This is a genomic window from Pseudomonas sp. 3MA1 (genome assembly GCF_029237275.1).
Lineage (GTDB): Bacteria > Pseudomonadota > Gammaproteobacteria > Pseudomonadales > Pseudomonadaceae > Aquipseudomonas > Aquipseudomonas fluorescens_AP.
Genome location: NZ_JAACFX010000001.1, coordinates 219,109 through 230,842, shown reverse-complemented (window position 1 = coordinate 230,842; position 11,734 = coordinate 219,109). Strand labels below are relative to the sequence as shown.

Sequence of the window (11,734 nt, the reverse complement as noted above, 5' to 3'; positions counted from 1 at the left end):
AGAATCTGACCGTTCTGTAGAATTCGGCCCTATCAGACGCGGGATGGAGCAGCCTGGTAGCTCGTCGGGCTCATAACCCGAAGGTCGTCGGTTCAAATCCGGCTCCCGCAACCAAACATCGAAGAAGGCCACTTGAAAAAGTGGCCTTTTTTGTGCGCGTGAGTTTTCTGCTCGACCCTCCCACCCCGCAAAACTCCTTGCCTGTCCATGACTTAAGCCGGCCAACGGGTATTTCGACGTTAATTTGACCTCTTGGACCATTAACGGTTGACACTCACTCGTTCGTCTGTAGAATGCCGCCACACAGACGCGGGATGGAGCAGTCTGGTAGCTCGTCGGGCTCATAACCCGAAGGTCGTCGGTTCAAATCCGGCTCCCGCAACCAAACATCAAAAAAGGCTGCTCGAAAGAGTGGCCTTTTTTGTATCTGTTGAAAAAGTCCTTTCGCAACAATGGCCTGAGAAAGTGTTGCGAACCGTAAGCGGTGCTTCGACCCTTCAAGATGCGAGCTATGCTCTGTCTCGAGCAACCACCCGGCGGCAAGCGCCCAGGGTCGCCGGGCCACGGTGAGACGCGTTAATATCTGAAACTATTTTTCCTACAGGGATTGGTAACTTGGCTGGATACCCCCATCCTGTCGCGCACAATCCACGAGGTGATTGATGCGCGCCAACATGTCTGATTCACAAGACAGCGATACCACCGCTACCGCCACTCAACCTGTGACAGCCACTCGCTTGCGCTGGCTGGACCTGTTGAGCAAATACCGCCAGCCCCTGGGTCTGGCCGTTACCCTGTTGCTGTTCGCCATTGCCCTGATCGCTTGCCGTCATCTGCTCAGCGAACTGGACTTTTACGCGCTGCACGACTCGATCCTCGAGGTGCCCAAGCCAGCCCTGCTCGGCGCCCTGGGCGCGACCATCGTCGGCTTTATCATTCTGCTGGGCTACGAGTGGTCCGCCAGCCGCTACGCAGGCGTCAGCCTGCCTGGTCGCACCCTGGCCCTGGGCGGCTTCACCGCCTTCGCCATCGGCAACGCCATCGGCCTGTCGCTGCTGTCCGGCGGCTCGGTGCGTTATCGCCTGTACGCGCGCCACGGGCTGGGGGCCTCCGACGTCGCCCACATGACCCTGTTCGCCAGCCTCTCCCTGGGCTGCGCCTTGCCACCGCTGGCGGCCCTGGCCACCCTGAGCAACCTGCCGGCCGCGTCGGCAGCCCTGCGCCTGCCCGAGAGCCTGTTGGCCGGTATCGCCCTGGCCATCCTGCTGCTGGGCGCGGTACTGGCTGTCGGCATCTATCGCCGACGCCTGCCGGAGCAGCCACTGCGCGATAACCTGCTGGTCCGGGTCGGACGCCGCACCCTGCGCCTGCCAGGACGCCGCCTGACCTTCCTGCAACTGATCATCACCGCCCTGGACGTCGCCGCCGCCGCCACCGTGCTCTACCTGCTGCTGCCGGAAGCACCGCCCTTCGGCGCCTTCCTGCTGGTCTACCTGCTGGCCCTGGCCGCAGGCGTGCTCAGCCACGTGCCGGGTGGCGTCGGGGTGTTCGAAGCGATCCTGCTGGCGGCCTTCGCCGACAAGCTCGGTGCCGCGCCGCTGGCCGCCGCGCTGCTGCTGTACCGCCTGATCTACGTGGTGCTGCCGATGCTGGCGGCCTGCATCCTGCTGCTGATCAACGAAGCCCAGCGCCTGTTCCAGACCCGGCAATCGCTGCGGGTAGCGTCCGGCCTGGCGGCGCCAATCCTCGCGGTGCTGGTGTTCCTTTCCGGCGTGGTCCTGCTGTTTTCCGGCGCCACCCCGGAAATCGATACCCGCCTGCAACACATCGGCTTTCTCATTCCCCATCGCCTGGTGGACGCCTCGCACTTCGGCGCCAGCCTGATCGGCGTGCTCTGCCTGCTGCTGGCCCAGGGCCTGCGTCGGCGCCTGTCGGCGGCCTGGATGCTCACCACCATTCTGTTGCTGGTGGGCGCAGTACTTTCGTTGCTCAAGGGGTTCGACTGGGAAGAAGCTTGCCTGATGACCCTCACCGCCAGCTTGCTGGCCGTATTTCGGCGCTCGTTCTATCGCCCCAGCCGCCTGACTGAACTGCCCTTCTCGCCGCTGTACCTGGTGGCCAGTGTCTGCGTGCTCGGCGCCTCCATCTGGCTGCTGCTGTTCGCCTATCAGGACGTTCCTTATAGCCATCAACTGTGGTGGCAGTTCACCCTCGACGCCGACGCCCCTCGTGGCCTACGCTCGCTGCTGGGCGCCGCGGTGCTGCTGCTGGTGGTGTCCCTGACCTGGCTGCTGCGCACCGCGCGCCCGGTGATCCACCTGCCCACCCGCGAGGAGCTGGACAAGGCAGCGCAAATCCTCATGGCCTCGTCCCAGCCCGACGGTGGCCTGGCCCTGACCGGCGACAAGGCGCTGCTGTTTCACCCCAACGACGACGCCTTCCTGATGTACGCCCGTCGCGGTCGCAGCCTGGTGGCGCTGTACGACCCCATCGGCCCGACCCAGCAGCGCGCGGAAATGATCTGGCAGTTCCGCGACCTGTGCGACGTGCACCATGCGCGCCCGGTGTTCTACCAGGTCCGGGCGGAAAACCTGCCCTACTACATGGACATCGGCCTGACCGCGATCAAGCTCGGTGAAGAAGCCCGGGTCGATCTCAAGCGCTTTGATCTCGAAGCCAAGGGCAAGGAGATGAAGGACCTGCGCTACACCTGGAACCGCGGCACCCGCGACGGCCTGTCGCTGGAGATCCACGAACCCGGGCAAGCGCCGATGGACGAGCTGAAGGTCATCTCCGACGCCTGGCTGACCGGCAAGAACGTCCGCGAGAAAGGCTTCTCCCTGGGCCGCTTCAGCGACGACTACCTCAAGTACTTCCGCATCGCCATCATTCGTTTCGAAGGACGTCCGGTGGCCTTTGCCAACCTGCTCGAAACCTACAGCCACGACCTGGCCAGCCTCGACCTGATGCGCGCGCACCCGGACGCGCCGAAGCTGACCATGGAATTCATGATGGTCGGCCTGATCCAGCACTATAAAAATCATGGATACGCCCGTTTCAGCCTGGGCATGGTGCCGCTGTCCGGCCTGCAACCCCGGCGTGGCGCGCCGTTGACCCAGCGTCTGGGCTCGATGGTCTTCCGCCGTGGCGAGCAACTGTATAACTTCCAAGGTTTGCGCCGCTTCAAAGACAAGTTCCAGCCCGACTGGGAACCCCGTTACATGGCTGTGCCGGCCGGGCTTGACCCGCTGGTGGCACTGGCCGACACCGCCGCCCTGATCGCAGGCGGCCTGACTGGATTGGTGAAACGCTGATGATTCAACGCTCTTGGCGGTATCTGCTGGCCACACTGGTGGTGCTGGCTGTGATGGCGGGTGGCGGCTACTGGTGGTGGAACCGCCCCGCCCCTGAACCGACCCTGGAACAACTGACCCAGGCCGACGGTTCGACCCTGACCCGTGTGACCCCGGGCACCAAGGCCAAGGCCCGGGTGGTGGTGGCGGTGCTGCCTGACGCCACCCTGACCGACAAGCAACTGCTGGCCCTGAGCCGCAGCGGCGCGGCGCAGATCGTCCAGGTGGTCCTGCCCAAGGACGACTGCAAGCTGCAGGAACAAGCCCTGCAAGACGCCCTGCCCCAGCTCAGTGGCCCGGCCACCCTGGTCAGCGGCATCGGCCCGGGCGCGGCCCTGGCCTGGCGCTGGATCGCGACCCAGAACGACGACAAGGCCCAGGCCGTGTCGGTGGGCTTCACCATCAACCCGGCGCCCGGCTGCACCGATCCACTGCCCAAGACCCTGGCCCACGGCCACTGGCTGGTGGCCTGGAACGACAACCCGGATGACGAAAGCGCCGGCTTCGTGCGTGACACCCCCAACGCCACCACCAGCATCAGCGACTACGACATCCACCTGCCCCAGGTGCTGAACAACGAGCTGCGCAAACTGCTGGTGGGTTCGGAAAACGGCGGCCTGAGCATCCCCGTGGTGGAAGTCCCGGCCGGCCAGGCCAAGGACACCGTGACCCTGTTCCTCTCCGGCGACGGCGGCTGGCGCGACTTGGACCGCGACGTGGCCGGCGAAATGGCCAAGATCGGCTACCCGGTGGTGGGCATCGACACCCTGCGCTACTACTGGCAGCACAAGACCCCGGAACAGAGCGCCATCGACCTCACCGAGCTGATGCAGCACTACCGGCAGAAGTGGGGCACCAAGCGCTTCGTGCTGACCGGCTACTCCTTCGGCGCCGATGTGCTGCCGGCCATCTACAACCGCCTGCCGGAAGCCGAGCAACAGCGCATCGACGCCATTATCCTGCTGGCCTTCGCCCGCACCGGCAGCTTCGAGATCGAAGTCGAAGGCTGGCTGGGCAACGCCGGCAAGGAAGCCGCCACCGGCCCGGAAATGGCCAAGCTGCCAGCGGCCAAGGTGGTGTGCATCTATGGCGTGGAAGAGGTCGACGAAAGCGGTTGCACCGACAAGACCGCCGTGGGTGAAGCCATGAAGCTGCCAGGGGGCCATCACTTCGATGAGAACTACCCGGCACTGGCCAAGCGCCTGGTGGATGCCATCGAGAAGCGTCAGGTCAAGGATCAGGCTACCGCTCAAGAATGAGCTGAGCCTCGCTCCATAAAAGCCCCCGCAGCCTTGAAGCTGCGGGGGCTTTTTTACATCAGCTGCCCCGTTGAAGACGGCTTAATTGCGGATGACTACCGCGCAGCTTGTAGGCAAACTCCGAGAGTTGCGTAAGGGGTGCGTTTTGGGCACTTTGCTGCCTTGTTGGCCTTGGCTTCGACGGGCTAGGCTCCGGGAGTCGCTGAGCATTCAGTGACCGGGCTTGGAAACCCGAAGAGTTAAGAGCAACAGCACCCCATCACAACTGCAGCGGCTTAGCGCTGCAGTCCTGTGTTATGGCGGCTGTGCGTGGGATGCCTTTGGGCGTGCCGGTTCTTAACTCCCGGTTTTCCAACCTGCGCATAGCTGCCACCCATTCGCTTGGAAACGAACGTGGCAACTTCTTTGAGTTAAGGAGTATGACCATGAGCCAAACAAGTACGCCTGCACCTCGTGAACTGAAAACAGTCGGCCTCACCCCTTTCATCTACCGTTCCGACCTGCCGCTGTTCCAGGTCTGCCGCGGCCTGCCCATCGGCGACGCCCTGGCCCAAGCCTCCGATCTGCTGTCCCTGGCCAAGGCCTTCGCCGAGGACGCCGCCTACAGCAAGGACAGCGACCGTCACGCCTGGGCCGCGCACTACCTGACCGCCATGGGCAAGGCGGTGGTGGACGATGTGGTGCAGGCGCTCGCCGCGTAACGCGCAAGGGGCGATCTCGCGAAGGCGTTCTGTTATCGGCATTGATGTTGGCTGTCGGGCCGTTATCGCGAGCAAGCTCGCTCCTACAGGGTCCGTGAAACGAAAAAGCCCCCGCTGCCGGCAGGCAACGGGGGCTTTTAGGGGCTCGGGTTTATATCTCGACCTGGGTGCCCAGTTCGATCACCCGGTTCACCGGCAGCTTGAAGAAGCGCAGGTTGCCGTTGGCGTTCTTCAACATGAAGGCAAACAGCGCCTCGCGCCAGCGGGCCATGCCTTCGAGCTTGGAGGCGATCACCGTCTCGCGGCTGAGGAAGTAGGTGGTGCGCATCGGGCTGAAGTCCAGTTCATCCAAGTGGCACAGCTTCAGCGCTTCCGGTACGTCCGGCTCGTCGGTGAAACCAAAATGCAGGATCACCCGGAAGAAGCCTTCGCCGTAGGCATCCACCTCGAAACGCCGCTGGGCGGGCACCCGGGGAATGTCCTCGTAGACCACGGTCAACAGCACCACTTGCTCATGCAGCACCTGGTTGTGCAGCAGGTTGTGCAGCAAGGCGTGGGGCACGGCGTCCGGGCGCGCGGTGAGGAACACCGCGGTGCCCTGGACCCGATGCGGCGGCTGCACGCGGATGCTGCCGATGAAGATCGGCAGCGGCAGCCCGCCTTCGTCCAGACGGTCCACCAGCAGCTCCTTGCCGCGTTTCCAGGTGGTCATGAGGATGAACAGCACAATCCCCGCCAGTACCGGGAAGGCACCGCCCTGGACGATCTTCGGCACGTTGGCGGCGAAGAACAGCCCGTCCACCAGCAGGAAGCCCACCAAAATCGGCACGGTCAGCACCGGCGGCCATTTCCACAGCAGCAGCATCACCGCCGACACCAGGATGCTGGTGATCAGCATGGTCCCGGTCACCGCCACGCCGTAGGCCGAGGCCAGGGCGCCGGAGGACTCGAAGCCCAGCACCAGCAGGATCACGCCCACCATCAGCGACCAGTTGACCGCGCCGATGTAGATCTGCCCCTGCTCGGCACTGGAGGTGTGCTGAATGTACATGCGCGGGATGTAGCCCAGCTGGATCGCCTGACGGGTCAGGGAGAAGGCCCCGGAAATCACCGCCTGGGAGGCGATCACCGTGGCCAGGGTCGCCAGCACCACCAGCGGAATCAGGGCCCAGCCCGGCGCCAGCAGGTAGAACGGGTTGCGCGCCGCGTCGGGGTTCTCCAGCAGCAGCGCGCCCTGGCCGAAGTAGTTCAGCACCAGGGCCGGCAGCACCAGGGCGAACCAGGCCCGGGCAATCGGCTTGCGACCAAAGTGGCCCATGTCGGCGTACAGGGCCTCGGCGCCGGTCAGCGCCAGCACCACGGCGCCGAGAATGGCCACGCCCATGCCGGGATGGACGATGAAGAAGCGCACGCCCCACACCGGGTTCAGTGCCTGCAGCACCTCCGGATGCTGGAGAATGCCGTTGACCCCCAAGCCGCCCAGCACCAGGAACCAGGCCACCATCACCGGGCCAAACAGCTTGCCGATGCGGTCGGTGCCGTGTTTCTGGATCAGAAACAGCGCCACCAGCACCACCAGCGCCATGGGCACCACCCAGTGCTCCAGGCCGCTGAACGCCAGTTCCAGCCCTTCCACCGCCGACAATACCGAGATCGCCGGGGTGATCATGCTGTCGCCGTAGAACAAGGCGGCGCCGATCAAGCCGAGGATCACCAGCACCGAACGCAGGCGTGGATAGGAGCCGGCCGCACGCCGGGCCAGTGCCGTCAGGGCCATGATGCCGCCCTCGCCCTGGTTGTCGGCGCGCAGGATGAACAGCACGTACTTGATCGAAACGACCCAGACCAACGACCAGAAAATCAGCGCCAGGATGCCAAACACCCCATCGTGGTTGACCTGGACGCCATAACTGCCGGAAAACACCTCTTTGAGGGTATAGAGCGGGCTGGTGCCGATATCGCCGTACACCACCCCGACCGCCGCCACCAGCATCCCCAGAGGCTTAGCCCCGGAGTGCTCGCCACTCACCGCCTGACCATTTGCCTGACCCATCAATGACTCCTACTACCAAGACCGGGGCTTCTTATATAGAAAGCGTAAGGTTATACAAGGCCTATTCTCTAAACTTGTGCAGTTTTACAGGTCACTTGCAGGTTTTTATTACCACTGAGTGCCTAACTTACGCCGCATGAAAACCACCGGGCATAACGCGAGGAAGCATAGTCCAGCGCTCGTCGTATTTCCCCTGCATAAAGCTGGTCAAGCGCGTCGACCATCGCTAGAATTGCGCACTTTTTGATCAGAGGCGCAGCCAGCGCCCAACTGTCGCACTTGCCCCCCAAGTGGCTCGACACCCAATACCGAGGTTAGACATGTCCACCCCCTCCGCGCCGGCCAACCCGAAAGTCGGCTTCGTATCCCTGGGTTGCCCAAAAGCTCTGGTCGACTCCGAGCGCATCCTCACTCAACTGCGCATGGAAGGCTATGACGTGGTGTCCACCTACCAGGACGCCGATGTCGTGGTGGTCAACACCTGCGGTTTCATCGACTCGGCCAAGGCCGAATCCCTGGAAGTGATCGGCGAAGCCATCAAGGAAAACGGCAAGGTCATCGTCACCGGCTGCATGGGCGTGGAAGAAGGCAATATCCGTGACGTGCACCCCAGCGTGCTGGCCGTGACCGGTCCGCAGCAGTACGAGCAGGTGGTCAATGCCGTGCACGAAGTGGTGCCGCCAAAACAGGACCACAACCCGCTGATCGACCTGGTGCCGCCGCAAGGCATCAAGCTGACCCCGCGACACTACGCCTACCTGAAGATTTCCGAAGGCTGCAACCACAGCTGCAGCTTCTGCATCATCCCGTCGATGCGCGGCAAGCTGGTCAGCCGCCCGGTGGGCGATGTGCTCGACGAGGCCCAGCGCCTGGTCAAGTCCGGGGTCAAGGAACTGCTGGTGATCTCCCAGGACACCAGCGCCTACGGCGTCGACGTCAAGTACCGCACCGGCTTCTGGAACGGCGCTCCGGTGAAGACCCGCATGACCGAGCTCTGCGAAGCCCTGAGCACCCTGGGCGTGTGGGTACGTCTGCACTACGTGTACCCGTACCCGCACGTGGACGAACTGATTCCGCTGATGGCCGCCGGCAAGATCCTGCCGTACCTGGATATCCCGTTCCAGCACGCCAGCCCGAAAGTGCTCAAGGCCATGAAGCGTCCGGCCTTCGAAGACAAGACCCTGGCGCGGATCAAGGCCTGGCGCGAGATCTGCCCGGAGCTGATCATCCGTTCGACCTTTATCGTCGGCTTCCCCGGCGAAACCGAGGAAGACTTCCAGTACCTGCTCAACTGGCTGACTGAAGCCCAGCTGGACCGTGTTGGTTGCTTCCAGTACTCGCCGGTGGAAGGCGCTCCGGCCAACGACCTGGACCTGGAAGTGGTCCCGGACGAGGTCAAGCAGGACCGTTGGGAGCGCTTCATGGCGCACCAGCAGGAAATCAGCTCGGCGCGCCTGCAACAGCGCATCGGCAAAGAGATCGAAGTGCTGATCGACGAAGTGGATGAGAATGGCGCCGTAGGCCGCTGCTTCTTCGATGCCCCGGAGATCGACGGCAATGTGTTCATCGACGGCGCGGGCGACCTGAAGCCGGGCGACAAGGTTTGGTGCCGGGTCACCGACGCCAACGAATACGACCTCTGGGCCGAAACCCTGTAAGGCGTAAAAAAACTGCCAAGCCCCGCTCTCGTCACGAGATGCGGGGCTTTTTTCGGTCTATCGTTAGCCGTTGCCAATCACCTCAGGGGCACACCGCATGCGCCACCACCCGGTCATCCAAACGCCCAAACTCAGCGACTACCCGGAACTGGTGCGCGTCTGGGAAGCCTCGGTGCGCGCCACCCACGACTTTCTTCCGGACAGCTATATAGAGCAGCTGAGAAACCTGGTGCTGACCCGCTACCTGGACGCGGTGATGTTGATCTGTACCCGGGATCAGCGCCAGCGCATCACCGGTTTCGCTGGCGTGGCGGCGGGCAAGATCGAGATGCTGTTCATCGACCCGGCCCATCGTGGCCAGGGCCTGGGCCGACAATTGCTGCACTACGCGGTGGAGCACTTGAACGCCTATCAGTTGGACGTCAACGAACAGAATCCCCAGGCCTTGGGTTTCTACTTCAAGCAGGGGTTCGAAGTGGTCGGCCGCTCGGAACAGGACGGCCTGGGCCAGCCCTACCCGCTGCTGCACATGCGCCTGAAACAGCCGCAGCGACAGGCCTTGCGCGGCTAAAAGCCACAGCCGGCAAATGGACCCGCGATTAACCGGCGCCAGGCAGGTACAATAGCCGCCCTCTTTTGATACGGCCCCTGACATGACTGACCCGATTCGTCTCTCCAAACGCCTCATCGAACTGGTCGGCTGCTCCCGCCGGGAGGCTGAGCTGTTCATCGAGGGCGGCTGGGTCACCGTAGACGGCGAAGTCATCGACGAACCGCAGTTCAAGGTCGGCGCGCAAACCGTCGTCCTCGACCCCGAGGCCAGGGCCACCGCACCGGAGCCGGTGACCATCCTGCTCAACGTGCCCGCTGGCCAGGACCTGGACAGCGCCCTGCAGTCCATCAGCGCCGACAGCCTGTCGGACGAGCACCGCTACGGCAAACGTCCGCTGCGCGGGCACTTCCTGCGCCTGACCGCCAGTGAAGACCTGCAGCCCAACGCCAGCGGCCTGCTGGTGTTCACCCAGGACTGGAAGGTGCTGCGTAAGCTGACGGCCGATGCGGCCAAGATCGAGCAGGAATACGTGGTCGAGGTCGAAGGCGAGATGATCGACCACGGCCTCAACCGCCTGAACCATGGCCTGACCTACAAGGGTCGCGAGCTGCCGCCGGTCAAAGCCAGCTGGCAGAACGAGAACCGCCTGCGTTTCGCCATGAAGAATCCGCAGCCGGGCGTGATCGCGCTGTTTTGCCAAGCCGTCGGCCTCAAGGTCGTCGCCATTCGCCGCATCCGGATCGGCGGCGTGTCCATCGGCAAGGTGCCGCTGGGCCAGTGGCGCTACCTGTCGGCCAAAGAGAAGTTCTAAAGCCGCCCCCATTCAGACGCCGTGCCCTAGCACGGCGCTCCACGCGCATTGATCAGGACTGTAACCATGATTCATAACGATGTACTGCGCAGCGTGCGCTACATGCTCGACATCAGCGACAAGAAGGTCGTGGACATCATCAAGCTGACCGGTTTCAAGGTCAGCCTGAACGACATCGTCAGCTACCTGAAGAAGGACGAGGAAGAAGGCTTCGTGCACTGCCCGGACGAAGTCATGGCGCACTTCCTCGATGGCCTAGTGATCTTCAAGCGCGGCAAGGACGAAAGCCGTCCGCCACTGCCGATCGAACTGCCGGTGACCAACAACATCATCCTGAAGAAGCTGCGGGTGGCCTTCGAACTCAAGGAAGACGACATGCACGCGGTGCTCAAGGCCGCCGACTTCCCGGTGTCCAAGCCCGAGCTGAGCGCGCTGTTTCGCAAGTTCGGCCACACCAACTACCGCCCCTGCGGCGACCAGTTGCTGCGCAACTTCCTCAAGGGCCTGACCCTGCGGGTTAGAGCTTAAAACAGCTGCAAGCTTCAAGCTGCAAGTTCAAAGCTTGCGGCTTGTAGCTCAAAGCTTGAGGCTTGCCAAATGACCTACAGCGTTTCCCCCATCGGCTTCGTGCGCTCCTGCTTCAAGGAGAAGTTCGCCATCCCGCGCCAGCCGCAACTGGCGCCGGCCGCGCGCGGGGTGCTTGAGCTGGTGGCGCCCTTCGATCAGGGCGATGCGGTGCAAGGGCTGGAGCAGGTCAGCCATGTCTGGCTGCTGTTCCTGTTTCACCAGGCCCTGGAAGACAAGCCGCGGCTCAAGGTGCGCCCGCCGCGCCTGGGGGGCAACAAGTCCATGGGGGTCTTCGCCACCCGCGCCACCCACCGCCCCAATGGCATCGGCCAGTCGGTGGTGAAGCTGGACAAGGTCGAGGCCAATCGCCTGTGGATCTCCGGCATCGACCTGCTGGACGGTACGCCGATCCTCGATATCAAGCCCTACGTGCCTTACGCCGACATCATTCCCGCAGCGAGCAATGAGATCGCCAGCGCCGCGCCGCAGATTATTCCGGTGCAGTGGCAGGACAATGCCCGGCAACAGGCTCAGATCCACGCTCAGCGCCTGCAAGAGCCCTTGGTGGAGCTGATCGAACAGTGCCTGGCCCAGGACCCGCGTCCGGCCTATCAGGTGCCTACTGCCGAGCGGGAATACGGCGCGCAGTTCTGGGACCTTGATGTGCGCTGGCATTACCCCGAGCCGGGGCTGATCCGGGTGCTGGAAGTGGTCCCGGCGGGCTGAACCGCGGAAACGAAAAAGCCCGCGTTGCCTTTCCAGGCAACGCGGGCTTTTCT

9 protein-coding genes and 2 tRNA genes are annotated in these 11,734 nt (G+C 63.4%); 10 read left to right on the top strand and 1 reads right to left on the bottom strand.

Annotation, left to right across the window (positions count from 1 at the left end; all coding sequences use genetic code 11):
* Positions 1 to 37: 37 nt before the first annotated feature.
* The 5 genes from GWQ44_RS01090 to GWQ44_RS01070 all read left to right on the top strand — a co-directional run bounded on the left by GWQ44_RS01090 (position 38) and on the right by GWQ44_RS01070 (position 5,313).
* Positions 38 to 114, top strand: a tRNA-Met gene (locus GWQ44_RS01090).
* A 194-nt stretch (positions 115 to 308) separates the two neighbouring features.
* Positions 309 to 385: transfer RNA gene (locus GWQ44_RS01085), tRNA-Met, on the top strand.
* A 289-nt stretch (positions 386 to 674) separates the two neighbouring features.
* Positions 675 to 3,314 carry a bifunctional lysylphosphatidylglycerol flippase/synthetase MprF gene (gene mprF / locus GWQ44_RS01080; RefSeq protein ID WP_235436945.1) on the top strand — a complete coding sequence of 880 codons (2,640 nt, stop codon included), beginning with the start codon at positions 675 to 677 and terminating at the stop codon, positions 3,312 to 3,314.
* Positions 3,314 to 4,612 (top strand): AcvB/VirJ family lysyl-phosphatidylglycerol hydrolase, encoded by a 1,299-nt coding sequence (locus GWQ44_RS01075; RefSeq protein ID WP_103741509.1) that lies wholly within the window; start codon positions 3,314 to 3,316, stop codon positions 4,610 to 4,612. Before mprF ends, GWQ44_RS01075 begins: the two co-directional genes overlap by 1 nt.
* 425 nt (positions 4,613 to 5,037) lie before the next feature.
* On the top strand, positions 5,038 to 5,313 hold the full coding sequence (locus tag GWQ44_RS01070) for a DUF3077 domain-containing protein (protein WP_275926464.1): 276 nt from the start codon (positions 5,038 to 5,040) through the stop codon (positions 5,311 to 5,313).
* 151 nt (positions 5,314 to 5,464) lie between these two features.
* Here GWQ44_RS01070 and GWQ44_RS01065 read toward each other — a convergent pair whose 3' ends face one another.
* Positions 5,465 to 7,366, bottom strand: coding sequence for a potassium transporter Kup (locus tag GWQ44_RS01065; RefSeq protein ID WP_047302137.1), 1,902 nt, complete (start codon positions 7,364 to 7,366; stop codon positions 5,465 to 5,467).
* A gap of 320 nt (positions 7,367 to 7,686) precedes the next feature.
* On the opposite strand from GWQ44_RS01065, the gene rimO reads away from it, so the two are divergent.
* From rimO to tsaA, 5 genes are all read left to right on the top strand, one after another.
* Positions 7,687 to 9,024 (top strand): 30S ribosomal protein S12 methylthiotransferase RimO, encoded by a 1,338-nt coding sequence (gene rimO / locus GWQ44_RS01060; RefSeq protein WP_275926463.1) that lies wholly within the window; start codon positions 7,687 to 7,689, stop codon positions 9,022 to 9,024.
* A 97-nt stretch (positions 9,025 to 9,121) separates the two neighbouring features.
* The gene (locus GWQ44_RS01055) at positions 9,122 to 9,595 is read left to right on the top strand and encodes a GNAT family N-acetyltransferase (protein WP_047302135.1); all 474 of its coding nucleotides are present in this window, start codon (positions 9,122 to 9,124) and stop codon (positions 9,593 to 9,595) included.
* An 82-nt stretch (positions 9,596 to 9,677) separates the two neighbouring features.
* Complete coding sequence (locus GWQ44_RS01050; protein WP_275926462.1) at positions 9,678 to 10,388, top strand: rRNA pseudouridine synthase; 711 nt, start codon at positions 9,678 to 9,680, stop codon at positions 10,386 to 10,388.
* Between the two features lie 66 nt (positions 10,389 to 10,454).
* Positions 10,455 to 10,916 carry a DUF1456 family protein gene (locus GWQ44_RS01045; protein WP_275926461.1) on the top strand — a complete coding sequence of 154 codons (462 nt, stop codon included), beginning with the start codon at positions 10,455 to 10,457 and terminating at the stop codon, positions 10,914 to 10,916.
* A 69-nt stretch (positions 10,917 to 10,985) separates the two neighbouring features.
* Entirely contained in the window at positions 10,986 to 11,681 is a 696-nt protein-coding gene (gene tsaA / locus GWQ44_RS01040; RefSeq protein ID WP_047302132.1) for a tRNA (N6-threonylcarbamoyladenosine(37)-N6)-methyltransferase TrmO, read from the top strand.
* Positions 11,682 to 11,734 lie beyond the last annotated feature (53 nt).

Coding starts and splice junctions, on each gene's coding strand:
- mprF (WP_235436945.1), top strand. CDS start 675: ATGTCTGATTCACAAGACAGCGATACCACCGCTACCGCCACTCAACCT.
- GWQ44_RS01075 (WP_103741509.1), top strand. CDS start 3,314: ATGATTCAACGCTCTTGGCGGTATCTGCTGGCCACACTGGTGGTGCTG.
- GWQ44_RS01070 (WP_275926464.1), top strand. CDS start 5,038: ATGAGCCAAACAAGTACGCCTGCACCTCGTGAACTGAAAACAGTCGGC.
- GWQ44_RS01065 (WP_047302137.1), bottom strand. CDS start 7,366: ATGGGTCAGGCAAATGGTCAGGCGGTGAGTGGCGAGCACTCCGGGGCT.
- rimO (WP_275926463.1), top strand. CDS start 7,687: ATGTCCACCCCCTCCGCGCCGGCCAACCCGAAAGTCGGCTTCGTATCC.
- GWQ44_RS01055 (WP_047302135.1), top strand. CDS start 9,122: ATGCGCCACCACCCGGTCATCCAAACGCCCAAACTCAGCGACTACCCG.
- GWQ44_RS01050 (WP_275926462.1), top strand. CDS start 9,678: ATGACTGACCCGATTCGTCTCTCCAAACGCCTCATCGAACTGGTCGGC.
- GWQ44_RS01045 (WP_275926461.1), top strand. CDS start 10,455: ATGATTCATAACGATGTACTGCGCAGCGTGCGCTACATGCTCGACATC.
- tsaA (WP_047302132.1), top strand. CDS start 10,986: ATGACCTACAGCGTTTCCCCCATCGGCTTCGTGCGCTCCTGCTTCAAG.